The 18,884-nt window shown below is 43.1% G+C and carries 15 protein-coding genes; 6 read left to right on the top strand and 9 right to left on the bottom strand.

All coding sequences use genetic code 11. The features are described from left to right. Nucleotides 1-54: 54 nt before the first annotated feature. The 3 genes from U2718_RS26050 to plsY all read left to right on the top strand — a co-directional run bounded on the left by U2718_RS26050 (nucleotide 55) and on the right by plsY (nucleotide 3,090). The gene (locus U2718_RS26050; protein WP_342002798.1) at nucleotides 55-477 is read left to right on the top strand and encodes a DUF3119 family protein; all 423 of its coding nucleotides are present in this window, start codon (nucleotides 55-57) and stop codon (nucleotides 475-477) included. A 305-nt stretch (nucleotides 478-782) separates the two neighbouring features. Further along, nucleotides 783-2,051 carry a DUF3086 domain-containing protein gene (locus tag U2718_RS26045; RefSeq protein WP_342002799.1) on the top strand — a complete coding sequence of 423 codons (1,269 nt, stop codon included), beginning with the start codon at nucleotides 783-785 and terminating at the stop codon, nucleotides 2,049-2,051. 349 nt (nucleotides 2,052-2,400) lie between these two features. Then, nucleotides 2,401-3,090, top strand: coding sequence for a glycerol-3-phosphate 1-O-acyltransferase PlsY (gene plsY, locus U2718_RS26040; RefSeq protein ID WP_342002800.1), 690 nt, complete (start codon nucleotides 2,401-2,403; stop codon nucleotides 3,088-3,090). A 144-nt stretch (nucleotides 3,091-3,234) separates the two neighbouring features. On the opposite strand, the gene U2718_RS26035 is transcribed toward plsY, so the two are convergent. From U2718_RS26035 to U2718_RS26015, 5 genes are all read right to left on the bottom strand, one after another. Beyond that, entirely contained in the window at nucleotides 3,235-4,803 is a 1,569-nt protein-coding gene (locus U2718_RS26035; RefSeq protein WP_342002801.1) for a right-handed parallel beta-helix repeat-containing protein, read from the bottom strand. A 276-nt stretch (nucleotides 4,804-5,079) separates the two neighbouring features. Beyond that, nucleotides 5,080-7,449: a hypothetical protein gene (locus U2718_RS26030; protein ID WP_342002802.1), complete on the bottom strand. Its 2,370-nt coding sequence runs from the start codon at nucleotides 7,447-7,449 to the stop codon at nucleotides 5,080-5,082. Between the two features lie 78 nt (nucleotides 7,450-7,527). Then, entirely contained in the window at nucleotides 7,528-8,367 is an 840-nt protein-coding gene (cysW, locus tag U2718_RS26025; protein ID WP_342002803.1) for a sulfate ABC transporter permease subunit CysW, read from the bottom strand. Between the two features lie 66 nt (nucleotides 8,368-8,433). Continuing rightward, complete coding sequence (gene cysT, locus U2718_RS26020) at nucleotides 8,434-9,324, bottom strand: sulfate ABC transporter permease subunit CysT (RefSeq protein ID WP_342002804.1); 891 nt, start codon at nucleotides 9,322-9,324, stop codon at nucleotides 8,434-8,436. Between the two features lie 5 nt (nucleotides 9,325-9,329). Beyond that, on the bottom strand, nucleotides 9,330-10,400 hold the full coding sequence (locus tag U2718_RS26015) for a sulfate ABC transporter substrate-binding protein (RefSeq protein WP_342002805.1): 1,071 nt from the start codon (nucleotides 10,398-10,400) through the stop codon (nucleotides 9,330-9,332). 497 nt (nucleotides 10,401-10,897) lie between these two features. On the opposite strand from U2718_RS26015, the gene gcvT reads away from it, so the two are divergent. From gcvT to gcvP, 3 genes are all read left to right on the top strand, one after another. Continuing rightward, nucleotides 10,898-12,037 carry a glycine cleavage system aminomethyltransferase GcvT gene (gcvT, locus tag U2718_RS26010; RefSeq protein WP_342002806.1) on the top strand — a complete coding sequence of 380 codons (1,140 nt, stop codon included), beginning with the start codon at nucleotides 10,898-10,900 and terminating at the stop codon, nucleotides 12,035-12,037. A 76-nt stretch (nucleotides 12,038-12,113) separates the two neighbouring features. Then, the gene (gcvH, locus tag U2718_RS26005) at nucleotides 12,114-12,500 is read left to right on the top strand and encodes a glycine cleavage system protein GcvH (RefSeq protein WP_342002807.1); all 387 of its coding nucleotides are present in this window, start codon (nucleotides 12,114-12,116) and stop codon (nucleotides 12,498-12,500) included. 291 nt (nucleotides 12,501-12,791) lie between these two features. Beyond that, the gene (gcvP, locus tag U2718_RS26000; RefSeq protein WP_342002808.1) at nucleotides 12,792-15,692 is read left to right on the top strand and encodes an aminomethyl-transferring glycine dehydrogenase; all 2,901 of its coding nucleotides are present in this window, start codon (nucleotides 12,792-12,794) and stop codon (nucleotides 15,690-15,692) included. 220 nt (nucleotides 15,693-15,912) lie between these two features. Here the strand turns inward: gcvP and U2718_RS25995 are convergent, their stop codons facing one another. The 4 genes from U2718_RS25995 to U2718_RS25980 form a co-directional block, all read right to left on the bottom strand. Next, complete coding sequence (locus tag U2718_RS25995; protein ID WP_342002809.1) at nucleotides 15,913-16,797, bottom strand: hypothetical protein; 885 nt, start codon at nucleotides 16,795-16,797, stop codon at nucleotides 15,913-15,915. A 73-nt stretch (nucleotides 16,798-16,870) separates the two neighbouring features. Beyond that, on the bottom strand, nucleotides 16,871-17,485 hold the full coding sequence (locus tag U2718_RS25990) for a hypothetical protein (protein ID WP_342002810.1): 615 nt from the start codon (nucleotides 17,483-17,485) through the stop codon (nucleotides 16,871-16,873). Nucleotides 17,486-17,575: 90 nt separating this feature from the next. Further along, the gene (locus U2718_RS25985) at nucleotides 17,576-18,058 is read right to left on the bottom strand and encodes a hypothetical protein (RefSeq protein WP_342002811.1); all 483 of its coding nucleotides are present in this window, start codon (nucleotides 18,056-18,058) and stop codon (nucleotides 17,576-17,578) included. Nucleotides 18,059-18,096: 38 nt separating this feature from the next. Next, complete coding sequence (locus U2718_RS25980) at nucleotides 18,097-18,711, bottom strand: SH3 domain-containing protein (RefSeq protein WP_411813368.1); 615 nt, start codon at nucleotides 18,709-18,711, stop codon at nucleotides 18,097-18,099. Nucleotides 18,712-18,884: the final 173 nt, after the last annotated feature.

Below are 18,884 nucleotides of genomic sequence, written 5' to 3'. Positions count from 1 at the left end.
CTCCCCTACTAACCAATGACCAATGACAAGTGACTAACTCCTAAAATATCAATAATGTCTACTCACAAAACAGGAATTAAGACTGTGACTACTTCAAAAGCACCATTATTAGCATCAACTGTGGAACTTAAGCCTAGTTACAACCTACCCGCAGTGTTAGTGTTCGCAGCCGTTCCACTGCTTTTTTTGCAACCTTGGGTAGGCGGTGCGATCGCAATTTTGGGGTTATTTCTGATTTTGCAGGCAGTAACAATACGACTGCAATTTACCGCCACCGATTTAGATATCTATAGAGGCGAAAATTTAATTAGGCGCTTTCCTTATTTAGAATGGCAAAACTGGCGTATTTTTTGGGATAAAATTCCTATCTTGTTTTATTTCAAAGAAGTTAAAAGTATTCACTTTCTACCTATCTTATTTGACCCTAACACTCTGAAAAACTGCTTAGAAGAACGTTGCCCGCGTATAGAGTCCTAAATAAAATCAACAGCCGCAAAAAAATACCTGCAAACAAGCATAGATTTCATAGATCTTTCAATCTGCGCCAAGCCCAATCATACGTTGACACAAGCATGAGTTAGCGTGTGTTCCACAGCAGCAATAGTCTATGATAGCAATGTAACAGTTGCAAAATTAGCTGTTGTGTGTGTCATCTCGTAAAGAGATAAGCTTTCAGACTTACCGCAAGTTTTGCAAACTCAGGACTAGAGACTTTTATAGTTCGTAAATTGTATATTTTCTGAAAGTTATTTAATTGTGTCATCGTTATTGCAATATAGTTTATGAATCCAGAGGAATATCAAGCCCCACAACCAACAGAAGAGTCTTTAGTGCAAAAAGAAGAACAAAGCCTGACAAGCGATCAACAAGAAAACTCATCTGTTGAACCAGTGGCGGAAGCAGCAGCCCAAAACTCTACTCTTGACACAGAAGTAAAAGACGAACCCACTTCTGATTCGCCTCTCATAAATGCAGAAGCCACAAGCCTTAAAGACGAGTCGAAACAAGAGTTCTCTGCTGATGATATTGCCCTACAAGAACAAGAGGCAACACTCACCCTGGAGTCACAAGTTAACTTAGAAGATGATCAGCTAAAAGTAGTTCAAAGAATCGCCGAACTGCAACAACAGGAACAAGCTCTCAAACAAGAAATTGCCAGCTTGCAAGCACAAATGCAACAAACGCAAAAAGCAATGGGAAAGCTAGTGCAAGAAGCGCTTGCTGGGCTAGAACAACGCAAACAAGCATTACAACTCTCAATAGAACAGCTAGAACGACGTCAAGAACGTATTCGTAACGAGATGCGAACCACATTTGCAGGTGCTTCTCAAGACTTGGCTATTCGGGTGCAGGGTTTTAAGGACTATCTCACAGGTAGTTTACAGGATTTGGCAGTAGCAGCAGAACAGTTGCAATTAGTACCGAAGACTAAACCAGAACCAGAAAAATCGATAGTCAAAGAGGTTCAACCAGCAGAAATTGAGTTAGGAACACCTCAATTTGCCCAACAGCAGTTTCAAGACACTACAAAACAAATTCGCCGTCTCATCGATCAATATCGCAACAAACCAGATTATTATGGCCCACCTTGGCAATTGCGCCGTACCTTTGAACCAGTTCATGCTGAACGAGTATCTGACTGGTTTTTCAACCAAGGAGGAAGGGGTGCTTTGCGAACAATGGGAAGCAGATTGCAAAATATACTGATTAGTTCAGCAGTTATCTCAATATTGCACAAATTATATGGCGATCGCCTCCGCACTTTAGTATTAGCTAATACGCCAGAACGCTTAGGTGAGTGGCGGCGTGGCTTGCAGGATTGCTTGGGAATTGGTCGTCCAGATTTTGGCCCCGATCGCGGAGTAACATTATTTGAGACACCAGAAGCTTTAGCCCAAAAAGCTGATCGCTTGCAGAAATCTAAGCTATTGCCTTTGATTATCATTGACGATTCCGAAGAGCAAATTAGTCTGGCACTACTGCAATTTCCCTTGTGGTTAGCCTTTGCCCCTGATCCGAAAATGATGAGAAGCTATGATGATGATTTTTAATTAGTCATAAATCATTTGTTAATAGTAGGGGAGGCAGCGCGCCCTTGCGGAGCCAGTGCGCCCTTGGGGGTTCCCCCCGTTGTAGCACCTGGCGTCGGCTTAAGCGCGTCGAGTGCGACTGCCGTGCGGATTTCATTGATTATTTTTCGGTTAAAATCGACAACTTCTCTTTTAAACCCGCCCGTACAGGAGTTGATGGTTTATTACTCCCCGTGTTCCCGTGTCTCCTTATCTCCTTGATCTCCTTGTCCTCTTCCGTGTTCCCGCGTCTGGAGTGTCAGCCTCAACGCATCAATTCTTGGTTGACAGAGTAGTAGACTTTTTACTATGGACTATGGACTGTTGACATATGGCTATTTGGTTCAGTTTGTGTGGGGCAATTTTGGTTTTAGCCTATCTACTAGGCTCAACTCCTACAGGCTACACACTAGTGAGGCTATTAAAAGGTATTGATATTCGCGAAGTTGGCTCTGGTTCTACAGGCGCAACTAATGTGCTAAGAACTTTAGGTAAAGGCCCTGGAGCATTTGTTTTAGGGATTGATTGTCTAAAAGGAGTTTTAGCAATTTTCCTTGTTTACTGGTTATTCAACTTTGCCCAAACTCAAAATTTGATTCCCCCAACAGTAAATCTGGAAATATGGCAATCTTGGATGGTAACTTTAGCAGGATTATCAGCAATACTGGGACACAGTAAATCCATTTTTTTAGGATTTAGTGGTGGTAAATCGGTTGCAACTAGTTTGGGTGTTTTATTGGCAATGAATTGGCAGGTGGCACTGGCAACAGTAGGGGTGTTTGCTGTCGTCGTCGCCATCTCACGGATAGTTTCCTTAAGTTCAATTTGTGGTGCGATCGCTGTTTCTATTTTCATGATAATTTTTCACCAACCACTACCCTACATCTTGTTCGGCATTGTCGGTGGATTATACGTTGTTTGGCGGCATCGCAGTAATATTGAACGATTACTTGCTGGTACAGAGCCAAAATTAGGACAGAAGCTAGAACAAGCAGAACCAGAACAAACTGCACAATCTTAGCATTATCTCTTCTGCCAGCGATGACACAACTTGCTCATGCTGAATCTATCCCAGATTTAACAAAATTAATTAAACATTCTTTTAAGCTGTTCCCTGTACCCTGTTCCTCGATTTCCACCCGTAACTTTAATTTTGCCTAACCACTTATCTACCACTTGAATTTGGAAGCTGGTTAACATTTCCCATAGTATTCCCGCTGATGTCATGGGTAAACACCTTGCCATCAGAGTTAATCACCACTACTTTATTACCCATAATTAAAACCCATTTGTCTTGCGGCTGTGCTGCTACACTCGGAATTACAAGCTGTTGGGTATTCCCAAAATCGTTGCGGTTGATGTCATGAACAAACACCCTGCTATTTTTATCTGCATCAGCTAGGGGACAAAGTCCCTCATCACGCATATCAGATACAACTCTAGCTCTATCCTGTTCGCTGATTGACTTCACATTGTCCCACCCTCTGTCATACCTCTTATAGTGTGCTGGACTTGTGAAACCACAAAATGCGTTGTTTCCATTTGAGTAAATAACTAATCCATCTGGAAAAGTATATATACCTTCTTTTAAGATCCCCCGATCCGCTCTCGCCCATATTCCATTATCTGGTTGCTCCGGTACTGCTGGTAACGGCGGCTTTGTTGGTATAGAGTTCGCCTCATTACCTACTTCCTCTACATTATTTTGAAAATTGTTATTGCTTAGATTGGGTTGAGTAGGAGCGATCGCTATTTGTCCATTTTCACTACTATTTTCTAGATTATTTTGAAAATTATTATTGTCTAGATTTGGTTGAGTGGGGGCGCTTGCTATTTGAGCATTTTCACTGTTGTTTTCTAGATTATTTTGCAAGTCATTATTGTTTACATTTGATTGAGTAGGAGCGATCGCTATTTGGCTATTTTGACTGTTATTTTCAACGAAATTCCCTTGCAAATTTGGACGCCCCTTCTCCGTCACCACCAAGCCGCTTCTGCTACCTCGAATCTGATTATTGACTACTAACGGAGTAGAAGAGCCACCGATCGCTAAACCGAAACCGTTTTTCTGAAACGTATTTCCCCTGATTTCGCCTTTGGCTATTCCAGTGACAGAAATTCCATTGGCATCGTTATTGATAAATTGATTGTTCTGGATTTTGGGATCGGCGTTGCCCGTGACAAAAACACCTTCTCGCTTGTTGTTGGCAAAGGTATTGTTACGAATAGTAGGATTAGCAGATTCTACCCAGATGCCTGTGCCGCGTGTATTGGGATTGGTAATGGTGACACCGATAACTTGACTATCTGGGGCAGCCAAGAGAGTGATATTTTGGCGGGCAAAGATACGGCTGAGATAGTCACCCCCACCAACAATTGCAACTCCTTGCCCCTGCTGGAATTCGTTACCTTTGAGAATAACTTTTGGCTTAAGTTTGAGCGGAAAAGTCTCCCCAGCCTGGTACTGTCCAGGGGCTAACTGAATTACTGTACCAGGTTCTGCCTGTTGCAAGGCATAGGTAATTGTCTTAAAAGGAGTCAACTGACTTTTGCCAGCATTAGGGGCATCTGTGCCTTGCTGAGGGTTGACATACAAAATGCGTTGCTGTACAAATTCCACTGTCTGTGCAGTAGTCCTTTGAGGTTCAACAGATGGAGCGGCTTGAACTGTTAAGGGTAAAACACAAGAAAAAGCAACAGTGGCTACCAATACTCGATATCTGTACTGGATCATGACGACACCACCGATGGAGAGATGAATCTAAATTTAGATTAGAAAAATAAATCACTTAATAGTGATGTATTTTACAAATTTTATAATTATTTATTCTTTGAGTTCTGAACATAAAGCTCTGAGTATCCTCTGCGTTCTCTGGGGGAAAAATAAAATACGATACTTCTCTATCTCCCAATCACCACGTACTTGCATCTTCTTTATCATCCTTTTTGCGTAAAAATTATTAAGCCAGAGCAAGCGATCGCTCAATGGAAGTTTCAGCTAATAAATACTTCAAGTCTCAAACACGATAAACAAAGGACTAGTCCAGACTTTAGCATCATCAATTTGACGACCTGAAATATAGATGGGCAGAAAACCATGGGGAGTGTGTTGAGGTTCCAGTACAAAACTGCCACCAATATCTCTTGGCATTTGAGTTGCACTTATCCTTTCTACTACGATGAAAAGCTCTGCTCCTCCCAGTTCTTGCCGAAGCATTCCATAGTTAATTAGTTCTTTGCCAGTGAATTCCCAACTAAATTCTGGACAATGAATATAGGGATTGCGTTGTAGTGGACTTCCAATTTTGATGTAACTATCGATTTGCACCTCAAGCCGAAACTTAGCATGGAGCAAATCAGAAACTTCCAGTTCAATTGCATCAGAATCTCCGTAGGTATCAGAGCGAAATTCTAATTGCAGTGCTCCCTTTCGTCTTACATACTCCTCTGAATGTTCTAGTCCATAAGCTTGATAGCACTGAACTATTGTATTAGAAAATTCTAATACTCCACGCCATTCAGCCCAACGATAGCGGTCTTTAATTCGTGAGCCACCCCAGCGTAGACGAATTTTGTTTGGAGCATAACCTGCTTCAGCTTGAAGATTGCGATGCCACAGCAGACCATTGTGATTATATGCCGCAATTTCATCCCAACCGCTTGTACCGAGCAATCGATAATTAATTGTAACTGCTTCAGATGTAGTAAATTCATCTCCTTGAATATGTTTACCTGACCACAACAAAGCGACAAGACGCTCACCAGTTGTTGCCCAGGTATGACGAAAACGCAAGGCGTAATTGATATCCGATTTGGTAAGCGAGGGGGCAATAATTCCTGTAACTCCACCATTGACGCCAAAAACTGCTGTACCTGGAACCCCACCACCACAACGTCCCCGATGTTCATCGCCATTGGCTGATACACCGACTTTATATCCACGACTGATAGCATCTTGATAAAACCAAGGAAAATGTCCCCAAGCAGAACCGATTTCTATCAGACGTTCCAATTTGGGGTGATGCCAGTCTAAAATAGCACGCCGTCCGCCAATGTGAGGGATGAGTAGGTACTGCTCTGGATTGTGAATGTAGGCGGCGTAAAGCCGATCCACAGGCCAAGCTCCAGGTACTAGTTGCTTACCTTTCATATCTTCATTCCACTCAAACGAGCGTACTTGTTTTCCCTGGCGATCATAGGGAAACAGCACTTCATCACTCAAGAAAATAACATTGCGATCGCCTCCCGCTGCTGAGTTACCACACCATTCTGTACCCGGATAGCAGAGAAACTTGCCCTCCTGCGTTACCTCCTGGCAGAGTTTCACGTCTTGTTGCCAGCGTTCTTCAGTGATATTGAAATCATTGGCTGTATAGCCGAGAACGTCTAGCCCTGCGACATCCCGACCATAGGCAAAATTATACTCTGTACTATTAGTTCCAACAGTGTTGTTAGAGTGTACGTGGAGATCGGCAAAAAATGCTCGTGGAAAGTTGATGTTACTTTCAGCCGTGATCGCAGTTGGAGCGCTTTGCAGTTCAGTTCCTACTAAAGTAGCCTGAAGTATTGTTTCTGCATCTGTATCTAGAGTCAATTTTGTTTTTGCAACTGCCCAACCTTGCTCTGGTAAATTAAGTAGCCGTTCTGGGAGGATTTTGCCTAAACTATAACTTGTTAAGTGTAACTTTCCTCCTAGTCCCCAGCAAGTGTTACCCCAAGCGTCTTCTGCTCTTACCCGTACAGGGAAGTAAACGTTTGTCTTGACAAGTCGCGGGGTTACAATTGTCAGCTTTGCAGGTAATCCTGGCACAATATCAATCACCACATCACCGGGAATTTCAGCAAAGCGAGAAGTGCCAACCGGATCGATGTAAGCCCGGAATCGGAAACCTTGTTCCACAAAAGTTTGCACTCGTGTTCCCGGACTACCAGCGCGGCGATCGCCTAACCGAATCAAGATGTGATCTCCCGGTTTGAGGTAGCCATCTACGATGTCTACAATAATTGCCTTTTGATAAGGACGTTCATGCCCCTTCTGATCAAATCGGATTTTCAGTGATTGCACAGTTGCCGGACTTTCACCAACCAGAGGAGGACGAGCCTGGTATTCGGCAGAAATATAGTTAGCAGCCTTGGGATCTTCCGTCTGAAATAACGCCCAATCTGAGTAAAATTTAAAAGTTACCTTAAACCAAGCACCGTCTGCAATTCCAGAAGCACCAACTTCATAGTCCAAGAGAATTTCTTGCCAACTGCCAGCTTCAATTTGTCGGGTAGAACAGCGCAAACGACCCAGAAACGTTAAGGTGCTGACATACTCCAGATATCCTTGAGGATAAGTGTATTCTCCCAGTGATGATTTAAGTACTTCTTCTGACATAAAATTTTAAATATAGTAATTTATTAAACCAAACCTAATTTAATCTCTGTGTTGAGAGGATTGTGACAAAACGAACTTTCAAGATTTGTCCTTTGTTCGCAGCAATTCCTGTCCTACCAAACTTAGGAGTCCCATTACAGCTAGAAGCGACGCACAGGCAAAGGCAGCAACAGTTTGGTATTCTGTATATACTTGTTCGACGTGCAATGTCAAAGTGTTTGTTTGTCCAATCAGCTTTCCGGAGACAACCGAAACTGCTCCAAACTCTCCGATTGCCCTAGATGTACAGATCAGTACCCCATAAAGCAAAGCCCAACGAATAGAAGGGAAAGTCACTCGCCAAAAAGTCTGCCACGAATTTGCTCCCAACGTTTTAGCTGCTTCCTCTTCTTCCATTCCCATGTTTTGCAGCGTTGGTAGTACCTCTCGTACTATAAATGGGAAGGTTACAAACAAAGTCGTTAAAATCATCCCTGGTAGGGCAAAAATGACATCTATGTTGACTGTTTCTAACCAGGAACCAAAGATACCTGCGGTATGACTATAGAGAAGAATGAACATCAAACCCACAACAGTAGGTGAAATGGCTAATGGCAAGTCAATAATTCCTAGCAACAGTACCTTACCGGGAAACGAGTACCGCGCCAAAATCCAAGCAAGCAATACTCCAAACCCGATATTAAGAGGAAGCGAAACTAAAGCGATCACCACAGTTAAAAAAATGGCATGGCGTGCTTCAGGTATCGTAACTCCAGCCCAATAAGCTTCAATGCCATTGGCAAATGCTTGATAAAAAATATTTAATAGGGGAAAAACAACGACAATCACTAAGAAAGAAAGACCCAAAGTAATTAATAGATAGCGTCCCCAAGGTAGCGATTGTAAGGTTGCCTTAACTTGCTTGATCAAGAATTTCATTTCTATCAAAATTACTTTTTGCTACTAACAGCAATCTTATTTTTATATGGCGAGAAATATGCCGTATTAATACCTCATAGGAACGGAAATTTCATATCGCCGACTCCACCAGTACAACAAATTAGTACATATCAAAATCACTAAAGAAAACACCAACAACACAATCGCCACAGCTGTTGCACCACTATAGTCATACTGTTCCAATCGACGGTAGATATAGACTGAGCTAATCATTGTCTCAAAAGGAATATTGCCAGAAATTATCACTACTACACCGTACTCTCCGACTGCACGGGCAAAAGCAAGAGTAAATCCTGTCAAGATTGCAGGTAATAATTGGGGAAAAATAACTCTCCAAAATGTTTGCCAAGAGTTTGCTCCTAGACTGTGCGCTGCTTCCTCAACCTCCGGCTCAATCTCTATCAACACAGGTTGTACGGTTCTCACGACAAAAGGAAGGGTAACAAAAATCTTTGCAAAAACAACTCCGACTACAGATGAAGTCAAGTTAACCTGCTCAATACCAAGTTGCCGCAAGCAATTCCCTAAAAATGTTCCAGAGTCAAAGTACTGTCCAACTACTCCACCAGAACCGTACACAGACACTAAAGCAATACCAGCAACTACCGCAGGCATAGCAAAAGGTAAATCCACCAAGCCATCTGCAAGCTTTCTGCCAGGAAAGTTATAACGTACTAAGATCCAGGCGAGTATGACTCCAAAAACGCTGTTAATTAGAGCAGCCAACAGCGCAGCAGAAAAAGAAAGCTTATATGCCTCTACAGCAACTGGAGCAGTCACAACTTGCCACAATTTCTGCCAAGAGCTTTTAGAAGCTTGTAGAAAGATTGCTCCCAAAGGTAGCAGAATGATAAAACTAACATATGTAAGAGCTAAACCTTGCAAAAGAGCTTGATGAAAGCGTTGTGTAGAGGGTGTTACAGAGATAGCTGACATTGCAATTATCGAGTTCGGGCTGCTTGGGCAGAATCAAATAACGCTCCATCGGCAAAAAGCTTTTGGTTAACCTGTTTCCAACCACCAAAATCTGCAATTTTATAAAGAGTCTTTACAGGCTTGTAAAGTTTGGTATGTTTTTGGTATGCCTTTTGCTCAATGGGACGATAGCCTGATTGAGCATAGATTTCCTGACCTTTGGGTGAAAATAAAAACTTAGTAAATGCTTGTGCAACTTCGCGGGTTCCCTTTTTATCTACAATCTTGTCAACGACAGTGACTGGAAAATCAACCTGGATATTAGTCGTCGGCACAATGTAGGGATAATCTTCAGGAATGGAGTTATTAGTGAAGATAATCTCGTTTTCAAATGTGATTAATACATCTCCAATTTTGTTTTTTACAAATGCATCCGTTGCCTCTCGCCCACTGCTCACTAATGTCTTAATATTCTTCACAAAGCTTTTGAGAAAATCATCAGCAGCCTGCTCTCCTTGAGACTTGAGAAGAGAACCATACCCTGCTAAGATACCCCACCGAGCGTTACCAGAAGTTTGTGGATTAATCGCCACAATAGACACACCTTCGCGAGTTAAATCCCTCCAATCTCGAATTTGCTTGGGATTTCCCGGTCTTGTAACTAAAACCATAACTGTGTTAGCAGGGGAAGCTTGATTGGGCAATCGTTGGCTCCACTGTTGACTTACAAAATCCTTCTCCACTAAAGGATCTATGTTGCTCTGGAGATTTTGAACCAGGATGTCAGCTTGTAAACCACCCAGGATTGCTCTAGTTTGTGCTCCAGATGCACCATAGGATTCCTTAAAGATTGCATCTTGACCTGTTTTCGCCTTCCACTCTTGTTGAAATGCCGGAATAATCTTGGAGAAAAGCGATTTAGCCACTCCATAACCAACCAATGTTAGTTCCACCGACTTTGATTTTTGTGCAGTAGCAACTGCTTGGGTTTGACTCGTTGATACTTCATTTTGAGTAGAGTTTTGTGTCTGAGCACAGGCAGGTATTACTAATCCTGTAGTAAATAGTAAGGCGCGTAATGCGGAACGCCTCTTCATAGTTAGCTCCCAATCTTTAAATTAAAAAACTAAAGGTTGATTTAGCAGTTTCACCACAGACCGTGGAAAATACTCCTAAAAATTGATAGATAAACCGCACTTAGAATCATACCAATTTCCCCTGTCTTTGCAAAATATCCAGTTTCCTTCACAGGGAGCTTCCCATAGATTGCAGCGAGGATTCTGTTGCGAGGACGTTATTACACTGCAAAGTCCCCCCAAATCGGGAAAGCATACACGGCATTTCCTCCTGAGGAGCCACTGCGCTGGTTGCTCGCAACGTAGCTGGTTAGCCAATACCCAGTCCCTATAAATTAGGAGATAAGGGACACATAAAAGTAATGTTTCCTTTGACAGACCTCGCAGACCATACTAGCTCGGTATAGTTGGAGGAAATCAAATAATTTTTGCTATTAAACCTCTGCCTGTTAACGCACTTGTATAGAAGCGTGCCTTAAGATACTAAAGTTGATAATTCTACGACAACAAATCTACCAGTGGCTAAACAAGAAGAGAACGCCCTCCCCCTATATAAAACGCCCCTATATTTCCTCGCCCAAGAACTGAAAGCGCGACTTACCAGCTTTGGTGGTTGGGAAATGCCCGTACAATTTAGCGGTATTACTAACGAACACGAGGCTGTTAGAAATGCAGCAGGAATGTTCGATATTTCCCACATGGGTAAATTTACTTTCCAAGGGAAAAACTTAATTTCAAAACTTCAACATCTAGTTCCTTCAGACTTGAGTAGGTTACAACCTGGTCAAGCTCAATACACCGTATTGTTAAATCCAAAAGGCGGTATTATTGACGACATTATTTTCTATTACTACGGCGAAACTTCCTCTGGCGAACAACAGGGAGTGATGATTGTCAATGCTGCCACCACCAGTAAAGACAAAGCATGGTTATTGCAGCATCTTGATGCCAACGAGTTCAATTTTCAAGACCTTTCCAAAGGAAAAATCTTAATTGCTGTCCAGGGGCCAAAAGCAGTTGAATCTCTTCAGCCTTTTGTGCAAGCCGACTTAACTCCAGTTAAAGCATTCAGTCACCTCGAAGCACCTGTATTAGGCAAAACCGCCTTCCTTGCCCGTACTGGTTACACCGGAGAAGATGGATTTGAAGTCATGTTAGATCCAGAAGAAGGCGTCAAGTTATGGCGTAGTCTTGTTGATGCTGGTGTTATCCCCTGTGGGCTTGGTGCCAGAGATACCCTCCGATTAGAAGCAGCAATGGCACTTTACGGACAAGATATCGACGACACCACCACCCCTTTAGAAGCTGGTTTGGGATGGCTAGTGCATCTTGATACCAAAGGTGATTTTATTGGGCGTCCGATATTGGAACGGCAAAAAACTGCTGGAGTACAGCGCCGACTCGTAGGTTTGCAAATGCAAGGACGCAACATCGCCCGTCACGGCTACCAAGTACTTTCAGCAGGTACTGTAGTAGGAGAAGTTACTAGTGGTACACTATCTCCTACACTTGGTTATCCGATCGCTCTAGCTTATGTTCCCACCCAGCTAGCCACTGTTGGTCAGCAGCTAGAAGTGGAAATTCGCGGTAAAACTTACCCAGCGGTAGTGGTGAAAAAACCTTTTTATCGTTCAAAAGCTCGTGTTGCAAACAGCTAATAATGTCTTTACCATTAGCCATTAGCTATAAACCATTAACCATGTTGATTTTTGCCATTGTGGAAGAGGAAGCAATATGTCTTTGGAATATCCTGGAGATTTAAAGTACTTAGATACCCATGAATACGTGCGGTTAGAGGGGGAAATAGCCACAATTGGCATTACCGCCTTTGCTGTCGATCAATTGGGAGATATTGTATTTTTGGAATTGCCAGAAGTTGGTGATGCTATTACTAAAGGAGAAACTTTTGGCACAGTTGAATCAGTAAAAGCTGTAGAAGACTTAAACTCACCAATTACTGGTACTGTAATAGACCGTAACGAACCTCTGTTAGATTCTCCCGAACAAGTTGCAGACGATCCCTACGGTGAAGGATGGTTGATTAAAGTGCGAGTTAACGATCCTGGTGACATTGATGATGCATTAACCGCAGATGAGTATAGCGCCCAAGTAGAAGGGTAGTTGGGAAGGAGGGGGAAGTTAGGGGACGCAAAGACGTGGGGACACGGGGATGAGGAGAGTGGGGGCGTGGGAGCAATAAAAAATTAACCACTAACCCCCAACCACTAACCACTGTACGGGCGGGTTTGGAAGATAAATTGTCTGTTTTAACCGTTCATATAATCAGCAAAACCCGCTCCTACCAATGTCCCAAAAAAATTTTATTAATTTTACAGAAACTGAGAGTTTTGCTCCACGCCTCAAATATACTTATTGCAAAATATGAAATAGTAACGTCTGGAGAAACTATTTGTGGTAGTATCCGCTCCTTGTCCTCAGTCAGGCGATCGCAAGACGCCGGGCGAAGACAATCAAAAGTCAAGTGATTTTCAGCAACGACATATTGGGCCGAATGGCGACGAGATCCAGCAAATGCTTGCGGATATGGGGTTTTCTTCCTTAGATGCCCTGATTGAGCAAACAGTACCGCAGTCAATTCGACTATCTCGTCGATTAGATTTGCCAGCAGCACTCAGTGAGTATGCAGCACTAGCAAAGTTAAAAGAAATAGCTTTAAAAAATCGCATCTTCCGCTCGTACATCGGTATGGGATATTACGACTGTATTACCCCACCAGTCATTGGGCGCAATATCCTAGAAAACCCTGGTTGGTATACTGCTTACACTCCCTATCAGCCAGAAATTGCCCAAGGGCGACTAGAAGCGCTATTGAATTTCCAAACAATGATTATAGATCTGACAGGTTTGGAAATTGCAAATGCTTCATTGTTGGATGAAGCTACGGCAGCAGCAGAAGCTATGAGCATGAGCTATGGTTTTTGTAAGAATAAGTCCAATACCTACTTTGTATCCCAAGACTGCCATCCCCAAACTATCGATGTTCTGCAAACACGGGCAAAGCCTTTAGAGATAAATATCATCATCGGCGATCATCAAACATTTGATTTTTCAGAACCGATTTTTGGAGCAATTGTGCAATATCCTGCCAGTGATGGCACTATTTACGACTACCGCGCTTTTGTAGAAAAAGCCCATGCTGTGGGGGCATTGGTAACGGTAGCAGCAGATCCTCTAAGCTTGACACTTTTGACACCTCCTGGTGAATTTGGGGCTGATATTGCCGTCGGCAGTACTCAACGCTTCGGTATTCCTTTGGGCTATGGCGGGCCTCATGCGGCTTATTTTGCTACCAAAGAAGAATACAAGCGACAAGTTCCAGGACGAATTGTAGGTGTATCAAAAGATGCCCAAGGCAAACCTGCATTACGTTTGGCTTTACAAACCCGCGAACAGCACATCCGCCGCGAAAAAGCAACTAGCAATATTTGTACGGCACAAGTGTTGTTGGCGGTGATGGCAAGTATGTATGCTGTCTATCACGGCCCGGATGGACTCAAAACTATTGCCGAGAATATCCATAAACTAACTGTCATCTTGGCAGAAGGACTGAAAATTCTAGGTTATAAGATTAGTTCCGAATATTTCTTTGATACCTTACGGGTAGAACTAAGAAGGGGCAGTTTAAAAGATATTCTTGCAGCTTGCGAACAAAAGAAAATTAACCTGCGAATTTTTGATGAAACTGCTGTAGGTATTTCACTTGATGAAACTACGACAATTGCAGATCTAAAAGACCTACTCGCAATTTTCGCCCTTGGGGAAGAATCATCCCCCCCTCTCCCCCTCTCCCCATCCCTCCATCTCTCTCTCAAGCGCACCAGCAGCTACCTCACCCATCCCATCTTCAACCGCTATCACTCAGAAACTGAGTTGTTGCGCTACCTGCACAGGCTAGAAACTAAAGACTTATCGCTGACGACATCGATGATTCCTTTGGGTTCATGTACGATGAAGTTGAATGCAACGGCGGAAATGATACCCGTAAGTTGGGCAGAATTCGCTAAGATTCATCCCTTTGCCCCCCTGTCGCAAACGCAGGGTTATCAAATTCTGTTCCAACAATTAGAGGAATGGTTAGCGGAAATTACTGGATTTGCTGGAATTTCTCTGCAACCCAATGCAGGTTCTCAAGGTGAGTACGCTGGGCTTTTAGTTATTCGCCAGTATCATGAAAGCCGTGGGGAAGGACACCGGAAAGTTTGTTTAATTCCCACATCTGCCCACGGTACAAACCCGGCAAGTGCGGTAATGTGTGGAATGAAGGTAGTAGCTGTTGCCTGCGACGACCAAGGTAATATTGACCTAGAAGATCTCAAGGCAAAGGCACAAAAGCACAGCCAAGAACTCGCTGCATTGATGGTGACTTATCCTTCAACACACGGCGTGTTTGAAGAACAAATTCAAGAAATTTGCGCCGTTGTTCATGCCCACGGCGGACAAGTTTACATGGATGGGGCAAACATGAACGCCCAAGTCGGGCTTTGCCGCCCAGGGGATATTGGTGCAGATGTTTGTCATTTGAACTTGCATAAAACTTTCTGTATCCCTCATGGTGGTGGTGGCCCTGGTATGGGGCCAATTGGCGTCGCCAAGCATCTGGTGCCTTTTGTTCCCGGTAACCCTGTTGTAAAAGTGGGCGGCGAACAAAGTATTGGTGCTGTTTCTGCTGCACCTTGGGGTAGTGCCAGTATCTTGGTAATTTCTTGGATGTACATCGCTATGATGGGTGCGATAGGTTTGACGAAGGCGACAAAAGTAGCGATTCTTAATGCTAACTACATCGCCAAGCAACTTGAGACGTACTATCCGGTTTTATACAAGGGGAAAAATGGGTTTGTTGCCCATGAGTGCATTTTAGATTTACGATCGCTCAAAAAATCTGCGGGGATCGAAATTGATGATGTTGCCAAGCGTCTGATTGACTATGGCTTCCACGCACCAACGGTTTCCTGGCCTGTGGCGGGTACAATTATGGTCGAACCCACTGAAAGCGAATCGAAAGAAGAATTGGATCGTTTTTGCGATGCCATGATTGCCATTCGTCAAGAAATCGCCGAGATTGAATCTGGCAAAGCAGACATCCAAGATAACGTCCTCAAGAATGCACCCCACACCGCTGAAAGCTTAATTGTTGACGAGTGGAATCATCCCTACTCTCGCCAACAAGCTGCTTATCCTGCACCTTGGACGCGTGAACACAAATTCTGGCCTGCTGTTGGGCGCATTGATGCTGCCTTTGGCGATCGGAATTTTGTTTGTTCTTGTCTGCCAATGGAGGCTTATTCGCAATAGAATCTCACCACCCCTCTGTTTAGCAAGGAGAGGGGTGAAAAAAATACTTAGAGTCAATGTAAATATGTTCTAGTTTTTACTTAGTAAGACAGGCGATCGCAATTTATTAGGACTTACGCAGTGATACACGGGAAAAAACCACAAACTACATAAAGAAGAGAGAGTTGCAGAGAAATTTTGCGTAAGTCCTGGTTATAACAGGGTATCCTCCTGTTCACTTTTAAATTTCCGCTACAGCTCGTTCAATTAGACGACGTGCTAGGGTTTGAATACCAGTGTGCCTATAGTACTTGACACTTACATCCAAAAATGCTGCCAAGTAATCTAATTTGTCTTTTGAGAACTGAATGAAATTTGAGAGGTTATCAACCACTCCACTTTGAGTCAACCCTTTGGAGGATACAAAGTTATCCATCCAACCTTTAGTAGACTCAAAGCTTTCGGTAATAAACCCTAGTTGTCCAGCAGCATTCTCACCTGGAACTAAATCTCTGACTCCCTTAAAGGTTTGATTGTGTTCTAGCTCGGAGGGACTCATTCCTTTCAACACAGATAATGCCTGATCTGTAAAGCCTGCACCTAAGGGAATTAAGCCGTCAAAGGAAACCAAAGCTGCCATTCGCATTAAAGATTCACCACTGTAATCTTTTAAAGCAGCCAAGAAGTCACCAATGCTATCGCCTGGAATGCCGTTAATTTGGCAAAAGGCTACTAGTTCTGTCACCAATTTGACACATAAATCAATACTTTGCGCTCGCTCTGGCTTGGGGGTAAGATTCTTCAGAAATCCCAAAAACGTATCTTGCCCAATTCGGTTCATCAGGGCGGCTGTACCCAGAAAACCTGAGGCAGAATCAACAGTTTCATAAAGCCACAGAGCACGTTGATAACCTTGGGATTTGTCATTGAATAGGGTAACTGCACGTTCACCAATTTGTTGAATTAGTGCTTCGTCTGTTTCTCCAGTCACGACACGAATTGTATTGACAAAGCCAACTAGATTGTTCCACTGTCCGGGAACGACAAAATCCAACGAATTCAATGCCCCTACAGTTAGTCCCCCCTTAGGTAACTCATCAACCAATTCATATATCGGTTTGCTCATATTGGACTCCTGCTCTGAAATTGTGGAAGACTCAGTTAGTCAAAACATTCTGTTTTGCAACACCTAACAACCTCTAAGTCGCTGGTTGAGGAGACAAAACACGGGGAAGCTTGGGTGCTGAATTAGAGTTTGCGGGGATTTTCGAGGATTGAGGAACACTTGAAGATGCAGTAGTAGACTCTAGCTTTGCCAGTCCTCTCAAGTCGAATTTCTGCAACCATGCAACTCGATCATCTCTGGTAAACGATGGATCGCGAGAAAGCACTTTTACCTGATAGCGATCGCTTACCAAAAGTCCTGTGGCTGTATTTCCTTGATCGATGATCGGGTAATTAGCAAGTACTTCAGTGCTGTTTTTGTATTTGGCTGCGGCAGCAGGAACACTGAGTGTATCGCTAATTGACAGCATGGCAACTGTCTTACCGTCTTTATTCACTTTGTACTCAGCAAAGCCCTTTTTCTCTTGAGCAGGAATAACATTATAAGCTCCTGTTGAGCCTGGGAAAAATTTGTTAAAGGTAGAGCCTTGTTCTGCTGTTTTTATAACAGCTGGAGGTGCGCCTCTGCGAGTTGTTTCCTTTTGAATCTGGGAATAGCGAGATGGTGGGTTGGAGGCACAAGCAGTGACAAATAAAAGCAGGCAAAAGAACATAAGGATAAATACCCTCAGCCAGCGGGCGGAAATCATTTTTTTCTCCTCAAATAGAGCAAAATATCTCGCAATTAAGAAAATAGGCAAACCATAAATTATAAGTTTGCCTGAACTTAGACTATGTATTTAGACACTAAGTACCGCTTTGAGTTTTGTCAGAGTGGCTGCTTCTTGGGGACTTACTTTGGGGTTACCAGTACCGAATAGTCCACTTCCCGCTGCATTAGCAACTGCGTCAGCACAAGAGTAAATAAATTCTTTGAATTCGCTAATTTCCTCTGGCGTGGCTTTCCCATTCACAAGCTCTACAGCAGTGTTTACAGCAGCAATTGCCTTATCTGTTACCATACCAGATTGAATTTCCTCAGGCTTAATGTCAGGTTTTGTGACTTTGTAGGCATTACTTCTGAGCACTTCTTCAGCAAAGACAGATTGAATAATTGAATTGTTAGGGTACTTCTTGGCAGCTCCAGCAATTTCTTTAGACATCGCAGCTGCCTCGATCGCTGTTGACACAATACCCATATCAGCCATAGCAACTGCTATACCAACCATCATGGGTGCTTCAGCAATTTTACTTAACTCGATTGCAGTGTAGTTTGTAACCATTTTTCTACTCCTACTAAGTAAAGACTAATGGTGGGCATTTAGTGTGTATATTGAGGATTTGTTTCAACGTATTGCAAAGGAATCCAACCGCCATCTGCGAGTTCCGCCCAATTGTTGTTGTAACGACCAGATAAAATGACTCGCTGCCCATTGCGGAGATTGCCAGTAATTCGATAAGTAGTACCCGGCCCAGAATGAATTTCCAGGCGATCGCTCCTGATTTTAATGATTCCCTCAGAGCGGTGATCTTGACCTTTGCGAGTGTAGCGATCGTATCTATCGGAACCTCGACCTCTTGTCCATAACCACAGCAATCCCAGTCCAACTAGAGGTAAGACTAATCCCAATAACCAAGGGTTTATCAATGGCTGGTGTGTGGCAGTGGCAGTGGCAGTGGCAGTGGTTGTATCCTCATATACACTCGTTCCACTAGCTTTGTTATAGTTGCACGTTAACTTGTATGATTGTCCATTCTGAGTCAAGTTCAAGACAACTCTCACAGTATCTGCGTTTGCAGATTCAACGCTCGCAACATTTTCAAGGTTAAATCCCTTAGCTCTGGCTTGATCTACACATGCATCTTGAGCACGAATAGCTATATTTGCAGGAAGTTTGGATTGTGCATGAGTTGGGGAGGAGGTCAACGAAGCCATAGCTGTCAAAATGAACGCTATGGAACTTGATACCTTGATAGAAGATTTCCAAGTTTTCATGTTTTTTACTCTGAATTTAATCAGACGAAACAGTTGCTAGGTATAAAAACAGAAAAATAGTTATGCGAAGATTTGACAATGCAATTACTATTGCAACCTTACCTTTGCTAAAA

The sequence above is a fragment of the Chlorogloeopsis sp. ULAP02 genome (assembly GCF_038404745.2).
In the GTDB taxonomy this organism is placed as follows: domain Bacteria; phylum Cyanobacteriota; class Cyanobacteriia; order Cyanobacteriales; family Nostocaceae; genus Chlorogloeopsis.
Note: the sequence above shows the minus strand (reverse complement) of the source record. Positions and strands in the feature narration are given on the sequence as shown.

Bases quoted from the DNA above. Each gene is read 5' to 3' on its own strand.
- U2718_RS26050 (WP_342002798.1), top strand. From the start codon at position 55: ATGTCTACTCACAAAACAGGAATTAAGACTGTGACTACTTCAAAAGCA.
- U2718_RS26045 (WP_342002799.1), top strand. From the start codon at position 783: ATGAATCCAGAGGAATATCAAGCCCCACAACCAACAGAAGAGTCTTTA.
- plsY (WP_342002800.1), top strand. From the start codon at position 2,401: ATGGCTATTTGGTTCAGTTTGTGTGGGGCAATTTTGGTTTTAGCCTAT.
- U2718_RS26035 (WP_342002801.1), bottom strand. From the start codon at position 4,803: ATGATCCAGTACAGATATCGAGTATTGGTAGCCACTGTTGCTTTTTCT.
- U2718_RS26030 (WP_342002802.1), bottom strand. From the start codon at position 7,449: ATGTCAGAAGAAGTACTTAAATCATCACTGGGAGAATACACTTATCCT.
- cysW (WP_342002803.1), bottom strand. From the start codon at position 8,367: ATGAAATTCTTGATCAAGCAAGTTAAGGCAACCTTACAATCGCTACCT.
- cysT (WP_342002804.1), bottom strand. From the start codon at position 9,324: ATGTCAGCTATCTCTGTAACACCCTCTACACAACGCTTTCATCAAGCT.
- U2718_RS26015 (WP_342002805.1), bottom strand. From the start codon at position 10,400: ATGAAGAGGCGTTCCGCATTACGCGCCTTACTATTTACTACAGGATTA.
- gcvH (WP_342002807.1), top strand. From the start codon at position 12,114: ATGTCTTTGGAATATCCTGGAGATTTAAAGTACTTAGATACCCATGAA.
- U2718_RS25995 (WP_342002809.1), bottom strand. From the start codon at position 16,797: ATGAGCAAACCGATATATGAATTGGTTGATGAGTTACCTAAGGGGGGA.
- U2718_RS25990 (WP_342002810.1), bottom strand. From the start codon at position 17,485: ATGATTTCCGCCCGCTGGCTGAGGGTATTTATCCTTATGTTCTTTTGC.
- U2718_RS25985 (WP_342002811.1), bottom strand. From the start codon at position 18,058: ATGGTTACAAACTACACTGCAATCGAGTTAAGTAAAATTGCTGAAGCA.
- U2718_RS25980 (WP_411813368.1), bottom strand. From the start codon at position 18,711: ATGGCTTCGTTGACCTCCTCCCCAACTCATGCACAATCCAAACTTCCT.